The organism is Streptomyces sp. NPDC055013 (assembly GCF_053608645.1).
Genome location: NZ_JBSGVW010000058.1, coordinates 14,755 through 38,777, shown reverse-complemented (window position 1 = coordinate 38,777; position 24,023 = coordinate 14,755). Strand labels below are relative to the sequence as shown.

17 protein-coding genes are annotated in these 24,023 nt (G+C 71.3%); 11 read left to right on the top strand and 6 right to left on the bottom strand.

The window, feature by feature from the left end; translation table 11 throughout:
* Window positions 1–119: 119 nt before the first annotated feature.
* The 3 genes from ACWGDB_RS40030 to ACWGDB_RS40020 form a co-directional block, all read right to left on the bottom strand.
* Window positions 120–812, bottom strand: a complete 693-nt coding sequence (locus ACWGDB_RS40030) for an ester cyclase (protein WP_453826979.1) — start codon at window positions 810–812, stop codon at window positions 120–122.
* A gap of 91 nt (window positions 813–903) precedes the next feature.
* On the bottom strand, window positions 904–1,677 hold the full coding sequence (locus tag ACWGDB_RS40025) for an SDR family NAD(P)-dependent oxidoreductase (protein WP_369272896.1): 774 nt from the start codon (window positions 1,675–1,677) through the stop codon (window positions 904–906).
* Between the two features lie 97 nt (window positions 1,678–1,774).
* Window positions 1,775–2,443, bottom strand: coding sequence for an MOSC domain-containing protein (locus tag ACWGDB_RS40020; RefSeq protein ID WP_453826978.1), 669 nt, complete (start codon window positions 2,441–2,443; stop codon window positions 1,775–1,777).
* An 80-nt stretch (window positions 2,444–2,523) separates the two neighbouring features.
* On the opposite strand from ACWGDB_RS40020, the gene ACWGDB_RS40015 reads away from it, so the two are divergent.
* Complete coding sequence (locus tag ACWGDB_RS40015) at window positions 2,524–3,429, top strand: LysR family transcriptional regulator (RefSeq protein WP_453826977.1); 906 nt, start codon at window positions 2,524–2,526, stop codon at window positions 3,427–3,429.
* Window positions 3,430–3,491: 62 nt separating this feature from the next.
* On the opposite strand, the gene ACWGDB_RS40010 is transcribed toward ACWGDB_RS40015, so the two are convergent.
* Entirely contained in the window at window positions 3,492–3,821 is a 330-nt protein-coding gene (locus ACWGDB_RS40010; RefSeq protein WP_427840342.1) for a WhiB family transcriptional regulator, read from the bottom strand.
* A gap of 381 nt (window positions 3,822–4,202) precedes the next feature.
* Here ACWGDB_RS40010 and ACWGDB_RS40005 point away from each other — a divergent pair, with 381 nt between their 5' ends.
* The 4 genes from ACWGDB_RS40005 to ACWGDB_RS39990 all read left to right on the top strand — a co-directional run bounded on the left by ACWGDB_RS40005 (window position 4,203) and on the right by ACWGDB_RS39990 (window position 8,622).
* Window positions 4,203–4,814 carry a response regulator transcription factor gene (locus ACWGDB_RS40005; RefSeq protein WP_003948568.1) on the top strand — a complete coding sequence of 204 codons (612 nt, stop codon included), beginning with the start codon at window positions 4,203–4,205 and terminating at the stop codon, window positions 4,812–4,814.
* A gap of 319 nt (window positions 4,815–5,133) precedes the next feature.
* Entirely contained in the window at window positions 5,134–5,721 is a 588-nt protein-coding gene (locus tag ACWGDB_RS40000) for a sigma-70 family RNA polymerase sigma factor (protein ID WP_328424507.1), read from the top strand.
* 165 nt (window positions 5,722–5,886) lie between these two features.
* Window positions 5,887–7,392, top strand: a complete 1,506-nt coding sequence (guaB, locus tag ACWGDB_RS39995) for an IMP dehydrogenase (RefSeq protein WP_453826976.1) — start codon at window positions 5,887–5,889, stop codon at window positions 7,390–7,392.
* Window positions 7,393–7,497: 105 nt separating this feature from the next.
* Window positions 7,498–8,622, top strand: coding sequence for a GuaB3 family IMP dehydrogenase-related protein (locus ACWGDB_RS39990; protein ID WP_328879858.1), 1,125 nt, complete (start codon window positions 7,498–7,500; stop codon window positions 8,620–8,622).
* A 75-nt stretch (window positions 8,623–8,697) separates the two neighbouring features.
* On the opposite strand, the gene ACWGDB_RS39985 is transcribed toward ACWGDB_RS39990, so the two are convergent.
* The gene (locus tag ACWGDB_RS39985) at window positions 8,698–9,906 is read right to left on the bottom strand and encodes a nucleotide sugar dehydrogenase (protein ID WP_389452566.1); all 1,209 of its coding nucleotides are present in this window, start codon (window positions 9,904–9,906) and stop codon (window positions 8,698–8,700) included.
* Between the two features lie 263 nt (window positions 9,907–10,169).
* Here ACWGDB_RS39985 and ACWGDB_RS39980 point away from each other — a divergent pair, with 263 nt between their 5' ends.
* Complete coding sequence (locus tag ACWGDB_RS39980) at window positions 10,170–11,876, top strand: glycerol-3-phosphate dehydrogenase/oxidase (RefSeq protein ID WP_453826975.1); 1,707 nt, start codon at window positions 10,170–10,172, stop codon at window positions 11,874–11,876.
* A 128-nt stretch (window positions 11,877–12,004) separates the two neighbouring features.
* On the opposite strand, the gene ACWGDB_RS39975 is transcribed toward ACWGDB_RS39980, so the two are convergent.
* Window positions 12,005–13,096 (bottom strand): serine hydrolase domain-containing protein, encoded by a 1,092-nt coding sequence (locus ACWGDB_RS39975; protein ID WP_453826981.1) that lies wholly within the window; start codon window positions 13,094–13,096, stop codon window positions 12,005–12,007.
* A gap of 210 nt (window positions 13,097–13,306) precedes the next feature.
* Here ACWGDB_RS39975 and ACWGDB_RS39970 point away from each other — a divergent pair, with 210 nt between their 5' ends.
* From ACWGDB_RS39970 to ACWGDB_RS39950, 5 genes are all read left to right on the top strand, one after another.
* Entirely contained in the window at window positions 13,307–15,430 is a 2,124-nt protein-coding gene (locus tag ACWGDB_RS39970; protein ID WP_453826974.1) for a serine/threonine-protein kinase, read from the top strand.
* Between the two features lie 185 nt (window positions 15,431–15,615).
* Entirely contained in the window at window positions 15,616–18,294 is a 2,679-nt protein-coding gene (locus ACWGDB_RS39965) for a protein kinase (protein WP_453826973.1), read from the top strand.
* Window positions 18,295–18,457: 163 nt separating this feature from the next.
* Entirely contained in the window at window positions 18,458–20,143 is a 1,686-nt protein-coding gene (locus ACWGDB_RS39960) for a serine/threonine-protein kinase (protein WP_453826972.1), read from the top strand.
* Between the two features lie 812 nt (window positions 20,144–20,955).
* Complete coding sequence (locus ACWGDB_RS39955) at window positions 20,956–22,236, top strand: protein kinase domain-containing protein (protein WP_453826971.1); 1,281 nt, start codon at window positions 20,956–20,958, stop codon at window positions 22,234–22,236.
* 92 nt (window positions 22,237–22,328) lie between these two features.
* On the top strand, window positions 22,329–24,023 hold the full coding sequence (locus tag ACWGDB_RS39950; RefSeq protein ID WP_453826970.1) for a serine/threonine-protein kinase: 1,695 nt from the start codon (window positions 22,329–22,331) through the stop codon (window positions 24,021–24,023).

The following is a 24,023-nucleotide window of genomic DNA, read 5'->3' as shown; positions in this document are numbered from 1 at the left end:
ATAACCGCAGAAGCGGGCCCCCCCTAGCACCGCAGGTCTCGTGGTCGCGTATTTGTTTATAGCAGCCGCCCCCGGTCCCGCACTCACGTGCGGGACCGGGGCCTTCCCCTTCGCGGGCTTCACTCGCCGAGTACCCCCAGTTGCTCCAGCAGACCCGCCCGGTCGTAGAGCCAGCGGCTCTCGCGGATCCTGCCGTCCCTGAACCGCTGCCAGGTCATGCCCTGCATGGCCACGTCCTGCCCGGTCGGCATGATCCCCAGGAACTCGCCCTTGTGCCGCGCGACCCACGTCCACCGCGTGCACACCTGGTCGCCCTGGGCCAGCTGGTCGTCGATCCGGAAGGTGAAGTCGAAGGCGCCCCGCCACCCCGCATACACCTCGCGTATGCCGTCGACACCCTGCACGGGCCGCGGATACGACGGATCGTGATCCACATAGTCGTCCGTGAGGTGCTCACCGATCCGCTCCGGCGCCATCCTGCCCATGGCCTCGAAGAAGGTCCGCGCGGCCAGGACGTTCAGCTGCTCGTCGCGCACCACATCCAGATCGGTGAAGGTGGGCGGCTCGTCACAGAGCGCCACCATCTCCTGGAAGATCCTGCCGGTCTCGGGCAGATCGGAGTTCCGCATGGCCTCGTCGTACGACGGAAACTCCACGATCTCGATGAAGTGCGACGCGTCGGACCGGTCCTTCCCGATGACGTCGTGCGTCGCCGTCCGCTTCCCCTTGGTCTGCTCGACCCACCTGTCCATCAGCCGGTTCATCTCGTCGAAACGGCTGGTCCTGCAGTCGATGAGCTGTACGAAGGTCATGGTGTCGTGGCCTCCCGGTCATGCTGGGTGCGGCTGGACACCACCATTTTCCCACCGCGGCGGTCCGGGCGCGCGGCCCTGCCCAACGCGCCTACTGAGGCCCGTACTTGCGCCCCGTCCGCGAGCTGATCCCCCCGAGCACCCCCCGCGGCACCAGCTTCGCCGCGCCCAGCAGGACCTTGTAGCGAGGGTCCGGAATCGACACCGTCTTGCCCTTCGCCAGATCGTGGAGCGCAGCCGCCACCAGCTTGTCCGCGTCCAGCCACATCCACCCCGGGATGTTGTCCGTGCCCATCCCGGCCCGCTCATGGAACTCGGTCCGCACGAACCCCGGGCACAGCGCCATCAGCCGCACCCCGCTCCCGGCCAGATCCCGGGCCGCGCCCTGCGTGAACTGCACGACCCAGGCCTTGGACGCGCCGTACGTGCCGCGCGGTACGAAGGCCGCCACGGAGGCGACGTTCACGACACCGCCCCGCCCCCGCTCCCGCATCGCCTCCGATGCAGCGGACGTCAGGCGCAGCACCGCCTCGCAGTGCACCTTGAGCATCTTCAGCTCGTCGGCCATGGAGACGTCGAGGTAGCGGCCCTTGTTGCCGAAGCCGGCGTTGTTGATCAGCAGGTCGACCGGGTTCCTGCGGTCGCCGAGGCGGGCGGCGACCGTCTCGATGCCGGTGTCCTCGGCGAGGTCCGCCGTCAGGACCTCCGCCTCGATGCCGTGCCGGTCGTGCAGTTCGGTCGCCTGCTCCCGCAGCCGCTTGGTGTCCCGCGCCACGAGCACCAGGTTGTGTCCGTCGGCGGCCAGCCGCCGTGCGAAGGCCGCGCCGATGCCCGCGGTCGATCCCGTGATGAGAGCCGTTGTCATGGCGCAAGGTTAATGACCCGGAGTCTGCGCGTCCGCTCTCTGCACAGGGCCTCCCGGTCGGTGAAGCCCCGGCGAACACCAGGCAGGTGAGCCGCGGTCAGACCCCGTGCTGCGACACATACTTCCGAGCCGCCGCCAGCGACTCCGGATGCAGCGTGTCCCCCGCCGCCAGCAGCCGCGGCAGCAGCTTCCGCTCCGTCGTGACCGCCCGGAACTGCAGCGCCACCGTTACGTCGTGATCCGGGCGGTGGATGATCTCCATCGCGTCGCCCGCCCGGATCTCACCCGGCTCGATCACCCGCAGATACGCGCCCGGAGCGGCCTTCGCCGTGAACCGCTTCACCCACTGCTTCTCACCCAGATGGCCCTGAAAGGTACGACAGGGGATGCGGCCGCACGTCACCTCCAGCACCACCTCGGGCCCGATCCGCCAGCGCTCTCCGATCAGCGCACCGGACACGTCCAGGCCGGACGTCGTGAGGTTCTCGCCGAACACGCCGTTCGCCAGCGACCGCCCCAGCTCGCGCTCCCAGTCGTCGAGGTCCTCGCGCGCGACCGCGTACACGGCCTGGTCGTCGCCGCCGTGGTGCCGCTTCTCGCACACCGTGTCCCCGGCCAGCCCGCTCCCCCCGACGCCCTTCGGCCCGGGCGCCGCCACCAGGACCGGCCCCGCCGCCGGCTGCTTGTCGATGCCGGTCACACCGTCGGCGTGATCCGTGTACGGCACCGCCTTCGCGCGGCCCAGATTCACAGACAGAAGCTTCATGACGGCACGGTAGGCGACGTACGGCCAAAGTGTCGACGCATTATTCGGCGCGTACTCCAAGGTTCGCTTATGCTCGATTGGTGCTCGAAGCCCGTCACCTCCGCGTCCTGCGCGCCGTCGCCACCACCGGTTCCTTCTCCGCGGCGGGGCGCGAACTGGGCTGCACCCAGCCCGCTGTCAGCCAGCAGATGAAGGCACTGGAAGCAGCCGTCGGCACACCCCTGCTGATCCGCAGCGGACGCGAGATGCGGCTGACCCAGGCCGGCGAGGCACTGGTGCGGCACGCCGCCGGGATCCTGGCGGGACTCACCGCCGCCGAGGAGGAGGTCGCCGCCATCGCCGGGCTGCGGGCCGGCCGCGTGCGGCTCGTCTCCTTCCCCAGCGGCAGCTCCACCCTCGTCCCGACCGCCCTCGCCGCCCTGCGCGCCGCGCACCCCGGCACCCGGGTCTCCCTGGAGGAGGCCGAGCCGCCGAAGTCCGTCGAGCTGCTGCGCGAGGGCGACTGCGACGTGGCCCTCGCCTTCCGCTACGAGGGTGCGGCCCAGGAAGGGGAGTGGGACGACCTCGTCGTACGCCCGCTGCTGACGGATCGTCTCGTCGGCCTCGTGCCCGAACGGCACCGGCTCGCGCGCACCGCGTCCTCCGGATCGGTCGCCATCGGGGAGCTCGCGTCCGAGCCCTGGATCGCCGGATGCCCGCGCTGCCGAGGGCAGTTGATCGAGGTCTGCGAGAGCGCCGGCTTCACGCCCCGTATCGACTTCGCCACCGACGACTATCCGGCGGTCGTCGGCCTGGTCGGCGCCGGCCTGGGCGTGGCCGTCCTGCCCCAGCTCGCCGTCGAGTCCGTACGGCCGCGGGGGGCGCGCATGGTGACGCTGGAACCGGCGGTCCGGCGGGAGATCGTCGCGCTCACCCTGCCCGACCTGGCGCAGGTGCCGGCCGTCGCGGCGACGCTGGATCAGCTGGCGCGGGCCGCCGCCCGCTAGGGCATGTCGCGCCGAAGAAGAAGGGCACGCGTGCGCGTGCCCTTAGATGCAGAAACGTTCCTTCAGTGGTGTGAGCCGGACTCGCCGCCGACCGTCGAGGCCGAGACCAGCCGGTTGCGTGCCCGCCCCATGAGTTCCTCGCGCTCGTCCTCGGTCAAGCCGCCCCAGACGCCGTACGGTTCGCGCACCGCCAGCGCGTGTGCCGCGCACTGCGCGCGCACCGGGCACCTCATGCAGACCTCCTTGGCCGAGTTCTCTCGAGCGCTCCGAGCCGCACCGCGCTCGCCCTCCGGGTGAAAGAAGAGCGAACTGTCCACCCCGCGACATGCAGCCAGCAGCTGCCAGTCCCACAGGTCCGCGTTCGGTCCGGGAAGGCGGGAGAAATCTGCCATTGCGTGACCCCTTGTAGCCGTTCTGGGCGGATACGGTGTCTACGACCGTACATCTACGATCTAAGAAGATGAAAATATGACTCATTGCGAATCTAGCCCCAAACGCCGTGAAACGGGAAGAAAAAGGGCTGAATGGGGCATGGGTTGTGATGAAACATTGAGGGTCCGTCGTGCATGTCTGCCCCGTGTCCGCCCCCTCACGTAGAGTGCCGAAGACGGCACATGGCCCCGTAACTCTTTCGAGTGACCGTCGTTGAGAGGGCGGAGGCGGTTGAAGGAACAAGCGCTCGGGCACGCGTCCGAAGCGGTCGACCGCACAGGTGACGATTTCGTACCAGCCTGGAGGCTCAAGGTGACGTGCATCAGCTGCGGAGGGCGGCCATGACATCCGTCCTCGTCTGCGACGACTCCCCGCTTGCCCGAGAGGCGCTCCGCCGCGCGGTCGCGACCGTGCCCGGCGTCGAGCGCGTGACGACGGCGGCCAACGGCGAGGAAGTCCTCCGCCGCTGGGGCGCCGACCGCTCGGACCTGATCCTGATGGACGTACGCATGCCCGGTCTGGGCGGCGTAGAGACCGTGCGGCGGCTGCTGTCCGCCGACCCCGGTGCGCGCATCATCATGCTCACCGTCGCCGAGGACCTGGACGGCGTGGCCCTCGCGGTCGCCGCCGGTGCCCGCGGCTATCTGCACAAGGACGCCTCGCGTGCGGAGTTGCGCGCCACGGTGACGCAGGCGCTGGCCGACCCCACGTGGCGGCTCGCCCCGCGGCGGCTGCGGTCCGCCGAGATGGGTGCGGCGCCGACGCTCACGGCGCGTGAGATCCAGGTGCTCGAGGGTATGAGCCATGGTCGTTCCAACGCGGAGATCGGTCGGGAGCTGTTCCTGTCCGAGGACACCGTGAAGACGCACGCCCGGCGGCTGTTCAAGAAGCTCGGCGCCTCGGACCGGGCGCACGCCGTGGCGCTCGGATTCCGGTGGGGTCTGGTTCGCTGAGAGCTCGGTCCTGCGGGCCGTTGCTGTGTACGGGTCGTTTGTGGCCGGCCGCGCCCACGCGGCGGAGCCGCACAATGTCTCGCCCCGCGCCCCTTTGGGGGGCGCGGGGCGAGGCCGGTCAAGGGGTCCTGTCGGCGCCCGGTGCTCGTTTCGCCGCGGATGCCGCATCCTTGAGAATGTGGAGTCTCTCGGGGACGAGTCGGTCGAGCGGAAGGGGAGGGCGCAGGGGATGAGTTCTGCCGCACCTGCTCATAACGCTTCGGTGCACAACGTCGGACACGATGCCACGGACCAAACGGCCGCAAGGCACCATGGACCGATGCGCGAGGACGAGGCAGCTCATGCCCACGGGGCGATCGGAGCGCTCGTCCATCGCGCCGTGGACGGGGACGAGCAGGCCACGCACGATCTGCTCGCGCACGTCCACCCCCTGGCCCTGCGCTACTGCCGCACCAGGCTGTCCCGGCTCCCGGGCGATGCCCGTCACTTCGTCGAGGACCTCGCCCAGGAGGTCTGCGTCGCCGTCCTCCTCGCGCTGCCGCGCTACAAGGACACCGGCCGCCCCTTCGAGGCGTTCGTCTTCGCCATCGCCGCGCACAAGGTCGCTGACCTGCAGCGGGCGGCGATGCGGCACCCGGGTTCCACCGCGGTGCCGTCCGACGAGATGCCGGAACGCCCGGACGACTCCCTCGGCCCGGAGGAGCGGGCGCTGCTCAGCAGCGACGCCGAGTGGGCCAAGAAACTGCTGGCCAACCTGCCCGAGAACCAGCGGGAGCTGTTGCTGCTGAGGATCGCGGTGGGGTTGACCGCGGAAGAGACGGGTCAGATGTTGGGAATGTCACCCGGCGCCGTCCGGGTTGCCCAGCACAGGGCGCTGAGCAGGTTGCGCGCGCTGGCCGAGCAGTAGCGCTCCGGCAGTGCTCCCTTGAGTGCGCCCCCAAGTGAACAGGGCTCACTCCGGTTCCGTACGAACATACGAAGCCCGGGGTCGGCCGCAACCGTGGAATTTGCGCCCCATGCTTCCCGTTAGCATGGACATCCGCACCGATCAAGGCCATTTGGGGAAGGTGTCATGACTGCCAACGTCGACGGAGTGCCCGGTAAATTCGCAACCCTCGGGCTGACCTACGACGACGTGCTGCTGCTGCCGGGTGCATCCGAGGTGCTCCCCAACGCGGTCGACACCTCGTCCCGCATCTCCCGCAACGTTCGTGTGAACATCCCGCTGCTCTCGGCGGCCATGGACAAGGTGACCGAGTCCCGCATGGCGATCGCCATGGCCCGCCTGGGCGGCGTCGGCGTGCTGCACCGCAACCTGTCCGTCGAGGACCAGGTCAACCAGGTCGATCTGGTGAAGCGGTCCGAGTCCGGCATGGTCACCGACCCCATCACGGTGCACCCCGAGGCGACCCTCGGCGAGGCCGACGCCCTGTGCGCCAAGTTCCGCATCAGCGGTGTCCCGGTCACCGACCCGGCCGGCAAGCTGCTCGGCATCGTCACCAACCGCGACATGGCCTTCGAGACGGACCGTGACCGTCAGGTGCGCGAGGTCATGACGCCGATGCCGCTGGTCACGGGCCATGTCGGCATCTCCGGCAGCGAGGCGATGGAGCTGCTGCGCCGCCACAAGATCGAGAAGCTTCCCCTGATCGACGAGGCGGGCGTCCTCAAGGGCCTCATCACGGTCAAGGACTTCGTCAAGGCCGAGAAGTACCCCAACGCCGCCAAGGACGCCGAGGGCCGGCTGCTCGTCGGTGCCGCCGTCGGCGCCAGCCCCGAGGCCCTGGAGCGCGCCCAGGCACTCGCCGGGGCCGGTGTGGACTTCCTGGTGGTCGACACCTCGCACGGTCACAACAGCAATGCCCTGAGCTGGATGTCGAAGATCAAGTCGAGCGTGGACGTCGACGTGATCGGCGGCAACGTCGCCACCCGCGACGGCGCCCAAGCGCTGATCGACGCCGGTGTCGACGGCATCAAGGTCGGTGTCGGACCGGGCTCCATCTGCACCACCCGCGTCGTCGCCGGCATCGGCGTCCCGCAGGTCACCGCCATCTACGAGGCCTCCCTGGCCGCGCGCCCCGCGGGTATCCCGCTGATCGGCGACGGCGGCCTGCAGTACTCCGGTGACATCGGCAAGGCGCTCGCCGCCGGCGCCGACACCGTGATGCTGGGCTCGCTGCTGGCGGGCTGCGAGGAGTCTCCGGGCGAGCTGTTGTTCATCAACGGCAAGCAGTTCAAGTCGTACCGCGGCATGGGCTCCCTCGGTGCCATGCAGTCCCGCGGCCAGGGTCGGTCGTACTCCAAGGACCGCTACTTCCAGGCCGAGGTGTCCTCCGACGACAAGCTCGTGCCCGAGGGCATCGAGGGCCAGGTGCCCTACCGCGGCCCGCTGGCCAACGTGCTGCACCAGCTCGTCGGCGGGCTGCGCCAGACCATGGGCTATGTGGGCGCCGCCACCATCGAGGAGATGGATTCCAAGGGTCGCTTCGTGCGGATCACCTCCGCCGGCCTCAAGGAGAGCCACCCGCACGACATCCAGATGACGGTCGAGGCGCCGAACTACAGCCGCAGCAAGTAGTCGGCAGACTCCTTCGAGGGCGGCCCCGGGTGCACCGGGGCCGCCCTTGTCGTACCCGTCGGCGATACTGGAAGACGCTGAACGCATCAGGGAAAGGCCACAGACGTGACTGAGATCGAGATCGGGCGCGGCAAGCGCGGGCGCAGGGCGTACGCCTTCGACGACATCGCCGTCGTCCCCAGCCGCCGTACGCGGGACCCGAAGGAGGTCTCGATCGCCTGGCAGATCGACGCCTACCGCTTCGAGCTGCCCTTCCTGGCCGCCCCCATGGACTCGGTTGTCTCCCCGGCCACCGCGATCCGCATCGGTGAGCTCGGCGGCCTCGGCGTGCTGAACCTCGAGGGCCTGTGGACGCGGTACGAGGACCCGCAGCCGCTGCTCGACGAGATCGCCGGGCTGCCCACCGAGGCCGCCACGCGCCGCCTCCAGGAGATCTACGCCGCTCCCATCAAGGAGGAGCTGATCGGGCAGCGCATCAAGGAGGTGCGCGACGCGGGCGTGGTCACGGCCGCCGCGCTCTCCCCGCAGCGCACGGCCCAGTTCTCCAAGGCGGTCGTCGACGCGGGCGTGGACATCTTCGTCATCCGCGGTACGACGGTCTCGGCGGAGCACGTCTCCGGTTCGCACGAGCCGCTGAACCTGAAGCAGTTCATCTACGAGCTCGACGTCCCTGTGATCGTCGGCGGCTGTGCCACGTACACCGCGGCCCTGCACCTGATGCGCACCGGCGCGGCGGGCGTCCTGGTCGGCTTCGGCGGCGGCGCCGCGCACACCACGCGCAACGTCCTGGGCATCCGGGTGCCGATGGCGACGGCGGTCGCGGACGTGGCGGCGGCCCGCCGTGACTACATGGACGAGTCCGGCGGCCGGTACGTGCACGTGATCGCCGACGGCGGCGTCGGCTGGTCCGGCGACCTGCCCAAGGCGGTCGCCTGCGGCGCGGACGCCGTGATGATGGGCTCCCCGCTCGCCCGCGCGACCGACGCGCCGGGCCGGGGCCACCACTGGGGCATGGAGGCGGTCAACGAGGAGCTGCCGCGCGGCAAGAAGGTCGACCTCGGCACGGTCGGCACGATCGAGGAGGTCCTGACGGGGCCGTCCCACACTCCGGACGGCTCGATGAACTTCTTCGGTGCGCTCCGGCGGGCGATGGCCACGACCGGGTACAGCGAGCTGAAGGAGTTCCAGCGGGTCGAGGTCACGGTCGCGGACTCGCAGCACCAGCGCTAGCCGCTACGCGGTTACGTCCACGTCAGGGAAGGGCCGGTCACTCCGAGTGGGGTGACCGGCCCTTGTCGTGCCCCATCACAGCCGATGCGCCGCCCCCGTGGGCGCCGCGCCCCGCGTGTCCAGCAGCAGCTGTGCCTTCACGGACAGGCCCTGCAGGTCGTACGTCCGATGCTGCTGGAGCAGGATCGTCAGGTCGGCGTCCGCGACGGCCTCGTACAGGGCGTCCGCGCGCGGGACCGGGCGGTCCAGGACGTTCCAGGACGGGATGTGCGGGTCGTGGTAGCTGACGCAGGCGCCCAGCTCCATCAGGCGGATCGCGACCTCCTGGGCGGGCGTGGACTGCTGGTCGGCCAGGTCGGGCTTGTAGGTGACGCCGAGCAGGAGGATGCGGGCGCCGCGGGCGGACTTGCCGTGCTCGTTGAGCAGGGTGGCGGCGCGCTGGACGACGTAGCGGGGCATCTGGCTGTTCACCTGCTGGGCCAGTTCGACCATGCGCAGGGTGCGGCCGGCGGGACCGGCGAGGTCCTGGGGAACGGCGTGGCCGCCGACGCCCGGGCCGGGGCGGAAGGCATGGAAGCCGAACGGCTTGGTCTCCGCGCATCGGATGACGTCCCACAGGTCGACGCCCAAGTCGTGGCAGAGGACGGCCATTTCGTTGACCAGCGCGATGTTGACATGCCGGAAGTTGGTCTCCAGCACCTGCACCGTCTCCGCCTCGCGCAGTCCACGCGCGCGTACCACCTTGTCGGTGAGACGGCCGTAGAAGGCCGCGGCCGACTCGGTGCACGCGGGCGTGAGGCCGCCGATCACCTTGGGGGTGTTTGCAGGCGTGAAATCGCGGTTGCCCGGGTCGACGCGGCTGGGGGAGTAGGCCAGGTGGAAGTCGCGGCCGGCGCGCAGTCCGGAGACCTCTTCCAGGAGGGGGCGCAGGACGTTCTCAGTTGTACCCGGAGGTACGGGCGACTCCAGGATGACGGTGGTGTGCGGGCGCAGCCGCGCTGCCAGGGTGCGGGCTGCCCCCTCCACCTGGCTCAGGTCCAGCCCGCCGTCCGCGCCGCGCGGGGTCTGCGCGCAGATGACGGCGGTGCGCACCCGGCCGAGCTCGGCGGGGCTGGTGGCATGCCGGAAGCCCCCCGAGAGCATCCGGCGCAGTTCGGCGGGGCTGAGGGAGCCGGCCTCGGGCCCGGTCCGGTAACCGAGCGTGGGGATGCCGGCCGCGACGGCGGCCTTCGCCAGGGGCAGGCCGTGCAGGCCAAGTCCGATGACGGCGAGATCTGAGGGCATGGCGTGGGCCGTCCTTCCCAGTAACCGAAGTGGGGCAGGTGCGCAAGCCCTGTGGACAGATCGAGGGAGCGCAATGTCAGACTAGGAGTAAATATGACCGATTTGCGGCATTGAATGATCGCGTTTCCGTGAGTGTTGTCCACAGGCTGGGGGCGAGTGGTGGCTGAAGCCGGGCAACCCGGTCAGAATTTGGGCATGAGGGGGTATGAACCGGGCTTCGCCCGACGGGTGCGGCCTACGCGATGGATCAGCGGGAGGCAGCGGTGAGGACAGCGACACTGGGGCCGGCGGAGCGCGCCGAGTCACTCGCATCAATGGCCGAGCGGGAGCTGGACCTACTGGTCGTGGGCGCCGGCGTGGTGGGCGCAGGCACCGCCCTCGACGCGGCGACCCGCGGACTGTCCACCGGCCTGGTCGAGGCACGTGACTGGGCGTCCGGCACCTCCAGCCGGTCCAGCAAGCTGATCCACGGCGGCCTGCGCTATCTGGAGATGCTCGACTTCGCGCTCGTGCGCGAGGCACTGAAGGAGCGCGGTCTGCTGCTGGAGCGGTTGGCGCCGCACCTGGTCAAGCCGGTGCCGTTCCTGTACCCGCTGCAGTACAAGGGCTGGGAGCGCCTGTACGCCGGCTGCGGCGTCCTGCTCTACGACGTCATGTCGATGGCCCGCACCCACGGCCGGGGCCTGCCCATGCACCGCCACCTGAGCCGCGGCAACGCCCTGCGCGTCGCCCCCGCCCTGAAGAAGGACGCGCTCGTCGGCGCGCTGCAGTACTACGACGCACAGATGGACGACGCCCGCTATGTCGCCACCCTGGTGCGCACGGCGGCGGCCTACGGCGCGAAGGTCGCCAACCGCGCGCGTGTGGCCGGGTTCCTGCGCGAGGGCGAACGCGTCGTCGGGGCGCGCGTGCAGGACGTCGAGGCGGGCGGCGAGTACGAGATCCGCGCCAAGCAGATCGTCAACGCGACCGGTGTGTGGACCGACGACACCCAGTCGATGGTGGGGGAGCGCGGACAGTTCCACGTACGCGCCTCCAAGGGCATCCACCTGGTCGTGCCCAAGGACCGCATCCACTCCTCGACGGGCCTGATCCTGCGCACCGAGAAGTCCGTGCTGTTCGTCATCCCCTGGGGCCGGCACTGGATCGTCGGCACCACCGACACCGACTGGGATCTCGACAAGGCCCACCCGGCCGCGTCCAGCGCGGACATCGACTACCTGCTGGAACACGTGAACTCGGTGCTGGCGGTGCCGCTGACGCGGGACGACGTGGAGGGCGTGTACGCGGGACTGCGGCCCCTGCTCGCCGGAGAGTCGGACGCCACCAGCAAACTCTCGCGCGAGCACACCGTGGCCCACCCCGTGCCCGGACTGGTCGTCGTGGCAGGCGGCAAGTACACGACGTACCGGGTGATGGCCAAGGACGCGGTGGACGCGGCCGTGCACGGGCTCGACATGCGGGTCGCCGAGTGCGTCACCGAGGACATTCCGCTGCTGGGCGCGGAAGGGTATCGGGCGATGTGGAACGCACGCGCGCGGATCGCGGCGCAGACGGGAATCCATGTGGTGCGGGTGGAGCACCTGTTGAACCGTTACGGGTCGCTGGCCGAGGAGGTGCTCGAGCTCATCGCCGCCGATCCCGCGCTGGGCGAGCCCCTGCAGTCCGCCGACGACTATCTGCGCGCCGAGATCGTGTACGCCGCCTCGCACGAGGGGGCCAGGCATCTGGACGACGTCCTGACGCGGCGGACGCGCATCTCGATCGAGACGTTCGACCGTGGGACGCGGTGCGCGCGCGAGGCGGCCGAGCTGATGGCGCCGGTGCTGGGCTGGGACAAGGACCACATCGAGCGCGAGATCCAGCACTACGAGAAGCGGGTGGAGGCCGAGCGGGAGTCGCAGCGGCAGCCGGACGACCTGACGGCGGACGCGGCGCGGCTGGGGGCGCCGGACATCGTGCCGCTGTAGCGCTCCGGGGTGGGGGCCGGCGGCGGTCGCCGGTTCCGGGCGATGCGGGCAGAGCATCGGCGGGGCCGCGGAACGTCACCCGAACGGGCTATGGAGGCCGGGATCTCTGCTCGAATCCCGGCCGTTCATCAGGTGCGAGGGCAGAACTCGGCAGCGAGCAGCCGGCGTTCGAGACCGGGATCTGCGATCGCCGTCGTGTTCACCCGGAAGGTCAGGACACGACGCCCGCCGACGGTGGCCGCGGAGCGCACGTAGCTGCCGGATATGCGCCCGTTGTGCCCCCATACGACGGTGCCGCACGGCAGCTTCACGGGGAAGAGTCCCATGCCGTACGAGCCATGCGCGTCACGGGTGTCGAGCATCTCGCGCAGCCCGCGCGAGGGCAGCAGGCGGCCGTCCAGCAGCGCGGCGTAGAAGCGGTCGAGGTCGGCGAGCGTGGTCACCAGCTCGCCGGCCGCGCCGGCCACCCGCGGGTCGAGTGCGGTGACATCGGTCCCGTCGGCCGCGTAGGCGCGGCCGTGCGGGGAGGGGAGCGAGGTGCGGGAGCCAGGGAAGGAGGTGCCGGTCAGCCCCAGCGGAGCGATGACGCGCCGTTCGGCCTCGGCGGCGTAGGAGCGGCCGGTGACCTGCTTGACGACCAGGCCGAGCAGGACGTAGTTGGTGTTCGAGTAGGAGTAACTGCCGGGGTGGGCAGGGGGGTGGGTGAGTGCGATGCGGACGGCCTGAAGCGGAGTGACGGGGACGGTTCCCCCGGAGGCGGCGGCGAAGTCGTACAGGCCGCTGGTGTGGGTCAGCAGGGAACGAAGGGTCAGCGCGCGCCCGTCGTTGCCCGCCCCGTGCACCAGGCCCGGCAGGTGCTGCTCCACCGTGTCGGAGAGGGACAGGCGCCGCTCGGCGGCCAGTTGGAGGACGACCGTCGCGATGAAGGTCTTCGTGATGCTGCCGGCCCGAAAGTGGTCGGTGCGGGCGATGCCCTGCCCGGCGTGGGCATAGCGGGTGCCGCCGTCCTCGCGGGCCAGCAGGGCAGCGGCGGGGGCCTTGCCCCGGGTGACCAGCAGGGACAGCAGGGCGTTTGTCGCCGGAGTGGTGGAGGTCGACGAGGCGGTGCGGGCCGACGAGGAGGTCGAGGAAGTCGGGGACATACCGAGAAGGGCCGGGGACACGAGGCAGAGGACTGTCAGGCACACAGGTATGGCCAGTAGTGTCCGAAGCAGTGGCATCGCCGTTCGCGCCATGCGGGGTCCTTCCCTTGTCGCGGGTCATCATGCCGGGCAAGCGGAACCTGTGATTCACCGGGCCTCGGGTGCGCGGTGCCCGGGCGACTCGGGCCGTGCGGTCGGGTGGCGACGCGTGAGGCACCCTGGGCGTCGGGCGCTTGTCGGGTGAGAGACAATGGAGGCTCTGTCAGGGCGGGTTGTATGAGGGGACGCATGTCGGAGGCGGAGCGGGCGGGGACATCTCGTCAGGACACTCGTCAGGACGACCGTGAGCGTCTCCTCGCGGGGCGGTACCGGCTGGGAGGAGTGCTCGGCCGGGGCGGCATGGGCACGGTGTGGCGTGCCGTGGACGAGACTCTGGGGCGGACCGTCGCCGTCAAGGAGTTGCGGTTCCCGTCGAACATCGACGAGGAGGAGAAGCGGCGGCTGATCACGCGCACCCTGCGTGAGGCCAAGGCGATCGCCCGGATCCGTAACAACAGCGCGGTCACGGTGTTCGACGTGGTCGAAGAGGACGACCGGCCGTGGATCGTGATGGAGCTCGTCGAGGGCAAGTCGCTCGCCGAGGTCATCCGCGAGGACGGCCTCCTGGAGCCCAAGCGGGCCGCCGAGGTCGGCCTTGCCGTCCTCGACGTGCTGCGCTCCGCGCACCGCGAGGGCATCCTGCACCGCGACGTGAAACCGTCGAACGTCCTGCTGGAGTCCGACACCGAGCGGGTCGTGCTCACCGACTTCGGAATCGCCCAGGTCGAGGGCGACCCCTCCATCACCTCGACCGGCATGCTAGTCGGCGCCCCGTCCTACATCTCCCCGGAGCGGGCCCGCGGTCACAAGCCGGGCCCCGCGGCCGACCTGTGGTCGCTGGGCGGGCTGCTGTACGCGTCGGTCGAGGGTGTGCCGCCGTACGACAAGGGCTCCGCGATCGCGACGCTCACGGCGGTGATGACGGAGCCGCTGGAGGAGCCGAAGAACGCGGGACCGCTGAGGGACGTCATCTACGGCCTGCTCACCAAGGACCCCGCCAAGCGGCTCGACGACGCCGGTGCGCGGGCGATGCTCAACGCCGTCATCCATGCGCCGGCGTCCAAGTCCGAGCCGGAGCCGGCGGACGCGACGAAGGTCGTGCCGCTGCCGCCGCAGCCCGCCGCGCCGGAGAGCAAGGGCCGCTCGGGTGGCGGGGCCGGTAAGCGGGGCGAGGAGGCCGGGGAGCGGTTGCGCGGGGCGCTGCGTTCCGTGCGCAAGGCCGCGGTGAGTGCGGGGGCGGCCCGTACCAAGTCCGGGAGTGAGACGGCCGCTTCGGGGTCCGACGGGGCGGCGGCCGGTGGGTCGTCCACGGGTGTTGCTGCCCGGGGCGGGGCCGGGGCGTCGTCGAAGGCTGAGGGTTCCGGCCGGGCTTCCGGTGCCGGGGCTGCCGGGGTGGGTGCCGGGTCGACCGGCGGTGACCGTGCCGGTGCCGGTGACCGGTCCGGTGCCGGTGAGCGGGACGGGCAGGCGACGAGCGGGCAGGGTGCGGGGGGCAGTTCGGGATGGCCCAAGATGGCGCCGCCGGATCTGCCGTCGCGGCCCGCGCCGAGGGCGCCGCTCACCGACGTGGTGCCGAAGCGGACCTTGGCGATCATCGCGGTGGCCGTCGTGGTTGCCGTGATCGGTGTGGTGCTTGCCCTCACGCTCGGCGACGACGACTCGAACGGTGCGGCGGGCGGTGGCGGTGCCAAGGCTTCCGCCAAGGCGAGCGCGAGTTCCGACACCAAGAAGGACGACAAGGACAAGACCCGTACCGACGGGGAGAAGTCGGCCTCGGCCGGGTCGGGATCGGGTACCGGTACGGAGAGCGGGACCACGCCGAGTGCCGGGGCGGGCGCGACCGGCGGAAGCGGTGCCGACGCGGGATCCGGGAGCGGGAGCAAGGCCGAGTCGACGCACGACGGGAGCCAGGGGTACTCGCTCGGGCTGCCCGAGGGATGGAAGTTCCAGTCCACGGGGTCGGCGGGCGACCGGTTCACCGGGCCCGACGGACAGAAGCTGCTCGTTGCCTGGACGTCCACGCCGAAGGGCGACCCGGTGGCGGACTGGAAGGACCAGGAGCAGTACATGCAGCGCTCCGGGTACAAGAAGATCCGGATAGAGGAGGTGGACTACCGCGGTTGGAACACGGCCGACTGGGAGTTCACCTATGCCGAGGGCGGGACGGAGTACCGGACGATCGACCGGGGGTTCGTGGTGAACGAGCAACTCGGTTACGCGCTGATGTACACCGCGAAAGCCGCCAACTGGGACAGTGACCTGCGTAAGGACACGTGGCAGACGCTGACGGACTCGTTCAAGCCGAAGTCGTGACGTGAGCGAAATTCGGTTTGGGCTCGCCAAGGGCGCGATTGGGCCGTGAGATCCGGCAACCCCTCTTTGCGAGTTGCCTCCGGCACGTATCGTGAGTGCTTGCGGACCGTACGCATCCAGTCGTGCGTCCGGAACGGGACGCAAGGCGAACGGAATTGACCAACCGGGCGGCCGGGGGAGGCAACGTGGAGGACTATGCGGGTCGGGTACTGGCCGACCGCTACCGCCTGCCGCTGCCGCCGTCCGACGAGTACGAACTCACCGAGACGCGCGCCTTCGACACGTACAGCGGGCAGGAAGTCCTGGTCCGGCAGGTCCCGTTGCCGGAGGTCGTCGAGGCGGAGGTGCTCGACGCCGAGGGGTTGCCCGACGGTTTCACGGCGCGTGACGCGCGCGGGCCGGGGCGACGGGCCCCGGCGGGTTCGAGCACGCGGCGGCCCAGCGATCCCGCCGTGCGGCGGGCGGTCGAGGCGGCGCAGGCCGCGGCCCGGATCCCCGACCATCCGCGGTTGGACCAGGTCTTCGACGTGTTCGCCGAGGGCGGTTCACTGTGGATAGTGAGTGAGTTGGTGGGTGCGCGCCCGCTGGCCGCGCTGCTCGCCGAGAAGCCGCTGACGCCGTACCGGGCGGCCGAGGTCGCCTCCGACGTCCTCATGGCGCTGCGGGTGCTGCACGCGCACGGCTGGGTCCACCGGAACATCACCGCCCGCACGGTGCTCGTCTGCGACGACGGCCGGGTGATGCTGACCGGGCTCGCGGTCGGGGCCGCGGAGGAGGCGCTGTGCGGGTATGACCCGGTTCCGGTCGAGGACGGTGCCGGGGACGGCGCCGCCGGGACATTCGGGGGCGGGGCGGCTTCGGGGGGAGAGTTCGGCGGCCCGGGTGGCCCCGGGGCACCCGGCCCACACGCCGACGCTGTCGGCGTGGACCCTGAGGCTGCAAGGCGTGCCGCCATAGAGGCGCGCGCCACCGGGGGGCTGCCGCTGCCGGCGACCGAGACCGGCCCTGGGGCGGGAGCCTCGGACGCGGCACCGGGTGGCACCCTCGAAACCGGTGGGGACATCAGGGCCGCGCGGGCCGGAGCCATCGCCGCGTATCGGGCGGGCGCCCGTGCGGCGGCCCGGGTGCAGGAGGCGCAGAACGGGCGGGCGGCGTTGCCCGCGGGGCGCCCGGCAACCGAAGGCGACCGCGCCTCCCAGGCCAACGGCTCGGCGCAGCAGCCGTACCACTCCGGCAACGGCATCACCACGCCTCCGGGCCAGATCGCCGACCCGTACGGCACGCGGGCCACGCCCTGGCACGGCGCCGCGCCGCGGACCGGGGCCGGTGGAGCCGCGCCGAGTGAGGGCCGTACCGCACTTCCGCCGGCGGGGCCGGGCGGGCAGCCCGGGGCCACCGGCGCACCGTATGACACACGCGTGCCCCCGCCCGGCGCCGGCGGTTTTCCCGCGCAGGGGACTCCTGCCCCCGGCACCCCGGGCTCGGCTGTGCGTGGCGTGCCCGTCACTCCCGGCGCGCCCACCCCGCCGCCCGTCGGCGACTCCGCCCAACCCGCGACCCGTTGGGGCGACCTGGTAGCCGGTACTCCGGCCCACCGAGGGCCCACGACCGCGCTCGCCGCGGAGCGGGCACGGCAGGCGCGGATGGCTGTGGTCGGGCCTGTGACCGAGCGGTGGGCGCCCGAGCAGGCCGGGCCGGTGCACGAGAACTGGCAGCTGGCGGCGCCGATCGGGCCCGCGACCGACCTGTGGGCGCTGGGGGCGCTGCTCTTCCGGGCCGTACAGGGGCATGCGCCGTATCCGGAGGAGTCGACGGCCGAGTTGGTGCAGATGGTGTGCGCGGAGCCGCCCGCCTACGCCGAGGAGTGCGGACCGCTCAGGCCGGTCGTGGAGTCGTTGCTGCGTCAGGACCCCACCGAGCGCCTCGACTTCGAGGAAGTGCGCGGCTGGCTGCGTTCGCTCGTGCGGTCCGCGCCCGAGCCGGAGGCCGGTGCGCATGTCGTCGCCGCCCCGCCGGTCGATCCGAACCGGCTGCCGATCGTGCGGCGCCGGGGCGAGCTGGTGCGCAGGCGGCGGGCCGGACTGCCCGCGCATCACGGGCGGCACAAGCGGGCCAAGCAGGAGGCGGCACACTCGCCGCGCAGGCTCGGACGTACGTTGCTGGTGCTCGTGCTGCTCGGTATGGCCGCGGCGATCGCGTACGCCATGTTGTTCATGCCGAAGGCCGACCAGGGCGACGGCGCCACCGCGGACGCCGATCGCACCGGAGCCGCGGGACAGGCGAGCGAGGCGCCCGACCAGTCCGCCGACGCGAGCAGCGAGCCGCGGCCCGACCAGACCTCCCCGGCGTCGGACAACAGCCCCTCGGAGTCGGCCGGTTCGACCGAGACGCAGACCAACGGCCCCGAGGTCCCCGACGGCTTCACCCTGCGCAAGGACACGGCCGGCTTCCAGGTCGCCGTGGCCAACGGCTGGGACCGCACACCGGAGAACGGGCGCGGCCAGGTGGTGTACGCGCACGGCGACTTCGACCTCATCGTCGTACCGGGCCGGGACACCACGGCGCAGTACGGCAGCGACCCCATGGTCTACCAGCGGGAGCACGAGCGGGAGTTGCAGCCCTACCGCGACTCCAGCTGGGCCTCCTCCAGTGGGCTGAAGACCATTCAGGTCGGGGAGCGGACCATGGCCGAAGGGCAGTTCACCTGGACCGACGACCAGGGGCGCGAGATTTTCGTGCGCAATGTCGCGATCCTGATCGGCGGGAAGTACCACGTCGTGCAGGTGCGCGGCCCGGAGGCCGAGCGGGACGAGGTGACGCGGTTGTTCGAGCAGGCGTCGGCGACCTATCAGGTCACCGGCTGATTTCTGGTGCAAACCCTGTGTGACAAAGGCTTGATGGTTGCTTCGTCGCGGCGAAAGCGACAACCATCACAGTGGGGTCTCCTTGGCACCCCCGTGGTTCCCGTCGAGTCGACCGGTCCTTAACCTGACCCTGTCAAGAGCATTGCGGGGCAACGTGAATCAGATGCAGGGCCAGCTCATTTCGGGCCGCTACCGGCTCGCCGACGCGATCGGCAGCGGCGGCATGGGCCGGGTGTGGCGTGCGCATGATGAGGTGCTGCATCGGGCCGTCGCGATCAAGGAGCTGACCGCCGCGCTCTACGTCTCCGAAAGCGACCAGGAGCGGCTGCTCGCCCGCACCCGCGCCGAGGCGCGTGCCGCCGCGCGCATCAACCACTCCGCCGTCGTCACCGTGCACGACGTGCTGGAGCACGACGGCCGGCCGTGGATCGTGATGGAGCTGGTCGAGGGGCACTCGCTGGCCGACGCGGTCAAGGAGAGCGGACGCGTCGAGCCGACCGAGGCCGCCCGTATCGGCCTGTGGGTGCTGCGGGCGCTGCGCGCCGCGCACTCCGCCGGTGTCCTGCACCGCGACGTCAAGCCCGGCAACGTCCTGCTCTCCGAGGACGGCCGCGTCCTGCTGACCGACTTCGGCATCGCCCAGATCGAGGGCGACTCCACCATCACGCGCACCGGAGAGGTCGTCGGCTCCGTCGACTACCTCGCCCCCGAGCGCGTCCGCGGCCACGACCCGGGCCCCTCCTCCGACTTGTGGGCGCTCGCCGCGACGCTCTACACGGCCGTGGAGGGCCGCTCGCCCTTCCGCCGGACCTCGCCGCTGGGCACCATGCAGGCGGTGGTCGAGGAGGAGGCCGCCGATCCGCAGCACGCCGGCGCTCTCGCGCCCGTGATCAGCGCCCTGCTGCGCAAGGATCCGGCCACCCGGCCCGGCGCCGCCGAGGCCGAGCAGATGCTGGCCGAGGCGGCGGAGGGACGGCGGCCCAGCGCGGCGCAGGTGTACGTCCCCACACAGCACACGCGGTACGAGCCGGAGGCGCGCACGGGGTCCGGGCACGCCGGGGCGCCCGTGCCCACCGGGGCGCAGACTCCGGTGACCGGTACGCCGTACCCGCCGATGAACGGGCCCACGACGATCGGCCCGCAGTACGCCACCGCAGGCACCGGCACGGGTGCCGCCCCCGCCCGGCCGCCGCGCAGACGCCGTCGGCTGCGCACGCTCGCCCTCGTCGTCGCGATCGCCGCGATCATCGGCGGGAGCACCGCCGTGGTGCTGCACAGGTGGGGTCCGGGGAGCGGTGGCACGCCCGCTGCTTCCTCGCCCGGCTCCACTCCGAGTGAGACAGCGCGCCCGGAGGCCGGGGTTCCGTCGTCCTGGAAGCGCTACGAGGACCCACTCGGCTTCAGCCTCTACCTGCCCGCGGGGTGGGAGAGGGAGGTGGTCGGCAAGGAGATCGAAGGCCTCCAGCAGGTCGACTACTCGCCTGACGGCGGCGAGCACTTCGTCCGCATCGCCGTCGACACCTCGCCCGACTTCGCGAACGCCTACGACCACTTGGCCGACCTGGAGCAGCAGGTGGGGGAGCGGCTGGTGGCGTACGAGACGGTGTCCCTGAAGCGGAACCTCTACCGCGACCGCGACGGCTCCCTGTGGGAGTACACGTGGGAGGCACAGGCCAAGGACACCCCCTTCCCCGGCCCGCGCCGCGCCATCGACCAGGCGTACATCGACCGGGACGGCACGGAGTACGCGATCTACATGTCCTCCCCCGAGGCGGACTGGGCAACGGCACGCAAGCAGTTCACCGCGGTGCTGCAGGGGTGGCAGGCGAGCGGCGGCGGTAGCTCCTGAGCGGACTTGCACCTTGCGGCGGGGGTCCCAGGGGGCTCGCGGGACTGCTCGTTGTGGGTGGCCCAGTGGCTTGAGGTGCGAAGGCGGCGAGGTCCTCCCGGTGATCATGGGGTTTCCCGGCGGGGCGTGCCTGTTGGGCCTGTGGCGAGGGAGCGCTGGGCCCTGACGCTGGCTCACCGGGCCCTGACTCCAAACGGTCCAGTAGTTTCTGACGCGGGCTGCTGGCGAGGACATGATGGTGGGTGGCTGCCGAGGAATTGCGTGGCATGGGGGCTCTCCACGGTGTGCGGGGCCTGATACTTCGCGGCGGACGCCTCCCGTGAGTTCTCGCTGAGTGCCGGGCTGGGGTGCCCCTGGGGCGCGGCTCCCGAGGCTTCCCGGTACCTGTCCCAAGCCCCTCTCGGCACCGGCTCCCGAGGCTTCCCGGTACCTGTCCTGAGCCCCTCTCGGCACCGGCTCCCGAGGCTTCCCGGTACCTGTCCTGAGCCCCTCTCGACGCCGGCCTCCGAGGCTTCTCGGCACCTGTCCCGAGCCCCTCTCGGCACCGGCCCCCGAGGCTTCCCGGCACCTGTCCCAAGCCCCTCTCGACACCGGCCCCCGAGACTTCCCGGCACCTGCCCCGCCCCCCTCCCCGCACCCGCCCCGGAGCCCTCCACAAAACCCCGCCCCGGCCCCACCCCACCCCCCGACACTCAAGCCTCCCCACCCCCCCCCGGCGAGCATCCCGCGGCTTTTGGAACCCTTTGCTGCTTTGCATAGTTGGCCGATCGGCGCCCCGGAGTCGATCCGTCCGGTGCTGCATGATGGGGCGCATGGGGACCGAGGGAGCCAACTTCCGTGTGATCGCGGGGCGTTACCGTCTCGAGGCGAGGCTCGGTCGCGGCGGCATGGGTGTCGTATGGCAGGCGACCGATCAGTTGCTCGGACGAAGGGTGGCCGTAAAAGAGCTCCCCCTCGACGAGACGCTCTCCGCGGCCGAGGCCCGGCGGGCGCGTGAGCGCACGTTGCGCGAGGCGCAGGCGGTGGCGCAGCTGAGCCACCCGCACGTCATCGTCGTCCACGACATCCTGGAGGACGACGAACGCCCTTACATCGTGATGGAGTTGGTGGACGGCGACTCCCTCGCCGACCGGATGGCGGCGCACGGCCCCGTCGACGCGCCGGAGGCCGCCCGGATCGGCGCCGACCTGCTGAGCGCGTTGCAGACGGCCCACGCGGCCGGCGTCCTGCATCGCGACATCACCCCGGCCAACGTGCTCATCGAGAACGGCACCGACCGCGTCGTCCTCACCGACTTCGGCATCGCCCAGGTGGCCGGCGCGACCACGCTCACCGAGTCCGGGTCCTTCGTCGGCTCGCCCGAGTACACCGCACCGGAGCGGATGTCCGACTCCAGGACCGGGCCCGCATCCGACCTGTGGTCGGTGGGCGCGCTGCTGTGCGCGGCCCTGAGTGGTGAATCGCCCTTCCGGCGCGACTCGTTGAGCGGCATCGTGCTGGCCGTCGTGTCCGACGAGATCTGTCCGCCCGCGCAGGCGGCGCCGGTCCTGCCCGTCGTTCAGGGGCTGCTGGAGCGGGATCCGGCGCTGCGGCTGGACGCGGAGGGGGCCGAGCGGATGCTGCGGGAGTTCCTGGACACGGGGCGTGTGCTTGCGGAGAAACGGTTCGGCAGGTCTGCCGTACGCCCGGTCGGCGGCGGGGAAGGCGCGTATTCGACGCGCAGCAAACTGGCCACCGTCGTACTGGTCGCCGCGATGGCGGTCGCAGGGGTGTCGGCGGCGGCCCTGCTGGTGAGCCGGGGCGGGGACGGGGGCGTGGTGCCGCCCGGCTCGACACCGGGGACGTCGGCCGGACCGACCGGGACATCGAGCGCCTCCAGCCGACCCGGTACGCCGAGCGCCTCCGGCGGACCCGGTACGGCAAGCCCGTCCGGCGGATCCGGTACGGCAAGTCCCTCCACCAAGCCCGGCACGGTCACCCCCTCCGGCGCACCCCGCCCCCGCCCCTCCAGTACCCCCGGCACACCCACCAGCCCCCTCTCACCCCGCGCCACCACCACCCCGTCGCCCCTCGCGCCGGCCAACCTCGGATAAAGCGGAGATAAGTTGCGAGCTGAGTCACGGCTCTGTGACCGGAAAGCATTCCCGCTGGATACCGAGGCGCTTACCGCGATATGGATGGACGTATGAGCAGCAACGGGGGAGCCCCTTACCGGTCCGACGAGCCGACGAGTTTCGAACTGCAACCACCGCAGCCGAACCCGCCCGGTCCCGTTCCTCACCCGGGCAACCCGTACGCGTCGCCGACTCAGGCCGTACCGCAGCAAGCCGTGCCGCAGCAGGGTGCGCCCTACCGGCCCGCCCACCCCGCCACGCCGCCCACCCCGGACCCCGGTACCGGACGCCTGATAGCCGGCCGTTACCGGCTGCTCGCCAAGCTCGGGCACGGTGGGATGGGTACCGTCTGGCGGGCCAAGGACGAGACGGTGGACCGCGAAGTCGCCGTCAAGGAGCCCCGCGTACCTGATCACCTTCCCGATCGCGAACGCGCCAACGCCTTCGAGCGGATGCGCCGCGAGGCCCGCGCCGCGGCGCGGCTCGACCATCCGGCGGTCGTGAACGTGCATGACGTCGCGGTCGTGGACGGCCAGCCGTGGATCGTGATGGAGCTGGTGCAGGGCCGCACGCTGGGCGACGCGCTGCAGGAAGGCACGCTCGGTGCCCGGGACGCGGCGAGAATCGGCCTCGAAGTCCTCGGCGCGCTGGAGGCCGCGCACGCGGCGGGCATCCTGCACCGCGACGTGAAGCCGGACAACGTCCTCCTCGGCCGCCACGACCGCGTCGTGCTCACCGACTTCGGCATCGCCCAGATCGAGGGCGAGACCAACCTGACCGACACGGGTGGCTTCGTCGGCTCGCCCGAGTACATCGCGCCGGAGCGGGTGCTGGGACAGCGGCCGGGACCGGCGAGCGACCTGTGGTCCCTGGGCGTCGTCCTGTACGCGGCGACGGAGGGCGTGTCGCCGTTCCGCCGCAGCAACACCCCGGCGACCCTCCAGTCGGTCCTCAACGCCACGCCCGCGCCGCCCGCAGCCGCGCAGGGCCCGCTCGCCGAGGCCATCAACGGCCTGCTCCAGAAGGACCCGGCCCGCCGCCCGAACGCCGCGCAGACGCGTGCGCTGCTGGAACAGACGGCCAACCCGCCGGCGCCGGCTCCGACGACGCAGATCGTGCGGGTCGCGGAGGGCGCCAAGGGAGGCATCCTGCTGGGGCGCAAGGCGTTGCTCGGCATCGGGGCGGCCCTCGTCGCGGGCGCCGTGGCGGCCTATCTGGTGATCGCGGATCCGTTTGCGGGGTCCACGCCGGACGGCTGGACGCAGCGGGCGCACCCGAAGCTGGGTGTGACCCTCAAGGTGCCCGCGGCCTACCAGCTCACCAAGCCGGACGCCGACGACACCGACAAGAACTGGCTCACCTACTCCGACTGGAGCGGCAGCATCTGGATCAGGGTGGGACTCGCCCGCAAGTCCGAGGACACCTCGAACGAGATCAAGAACTCCGCGGCGGCCCAGATGTACGCCGACAACGAGACGTTCAAGGAGCAGGGCAGCTACGACTACCTCGACATGCCCGAGGGTCCCAGGACCGACACACGGCAGACCACGTACCAGGGCAAGCAGTCCGCCGAGAACACGGTCGAGTACACCACCGACGACACCCAGAACCCCCGCCCCCGCGAGCTGAAGATCTTCTACTACAAGACCACGGCGGGCGACATGTACAAGGTGACGATCAGCTACCCGGGCAAGGGCGACTTCACGGTCCGCGGACGTGAGGTGGCGCAGGCGACCATCGCGAACCTGGACATCGGCAAGCTCTGA

What these genes read in the sequence shown, in the direction of transcription:
- ACWGDB_RS39955 (WP_453826971.1), top strand. Translation starts at nt 20,956, where the DNA reads ATGGGGACCGAGGGAGCCAACTTCCGTGTGATCGCGGGGCGTTACCGT.
- ACWGDB_RS40030 (WP_453826979.1), bottom strand. Translation starts at nt 812, where the DNA reads ATGACCTTCGTACAGCTCATCGACTGCAGGACCAGCCGTTTCGACGAG.
- guaB (WP_453826976.1), top strand. Translation starts at nt 5,887, where the DNA reads ATGACTGCCAACGTCGACGGAGTGCCCGGTAAATTCGCAACCCTCGGG.
- ACWGDB_RS40025 (WP_369272896.1), bottom strand. Translation starts at nt 1,677, where the DNA reads ATGACAACGGCTCTCATCACGGGATCGACCGCGGGCATCGGCGCGGCC.
- ACWGDB_RS39970 (WP_453826974.1), top strand. Translation starts at nt 13,307, where the DNA reads ATGTCGGAGGCGGAGCGGGCGGGGACATCTCGTCAGGACACTCGTCAG.
- ACWGDB_RS40005 (WP_003948568.1), top strand. Translation starts at nt 4,203, where the DNA reads ATGACATCCGTCCTCGTCTGCGACGACTCCCCGCTTGCCCGAGAGGCG.
- ACWGDB_RS39975 (WP_453826981.1), bottom strand. Translation starts at nt 13,096, where the DNA reads ATGCCACTGCTTCGGACACTACTGGCCATACCTGTGTGCCTGACAGTC.
- ACWGDB_RS39985 (WP_389452566.1), bottom strand. Translation starts at nt 9,906, where the DNA reads ATGCCCTCAGATCTCGCCGTCATCGGACTTGGCCTGCACGGCCTGCCC.
- ACWGDB_RS40000 (WP_328424507.1), top strand. Translation starts at nt 5,134, where the DNA reads ATGCGCGAGGACGAGGCAGCTCATGCCCACGGGGCGATCGGAGCGCTC.
- ACWGDB_RS40010 (WP_427840342.1), bottom strand. Translation starts at nt 3,821, where the DNA reads ATGGCAGATTTCTCCCGCCTTCCCGGACCGAACGCGGACCTGTGGGAC.
- ACWGDB_RS39960 (WP_453826972.1), top strand. Translation starts at nt 18,458, where the DNA reads ATGCAGGGCCAGCTCATTTCGGGCCGCTACCGGCTCGCCGACGCGATC.
- ACWGDB_RS39950 (WP_453826970.1), top strand. Translation starts at nt 22,329, where the DNA reads ATGAGCAGCAACGGGGGAGCCCCTTACCGGTCCGACGAGCCGACGAGT.
- ACWGDB_RS40020 (WP_453826978.1), bottom strand. Translation starts at nt 2,443, where the DNA reads ATGAAGCTTCTGTCTGTGAATCTGGGCCGCGCGAAGGCGGTGCCGTAC.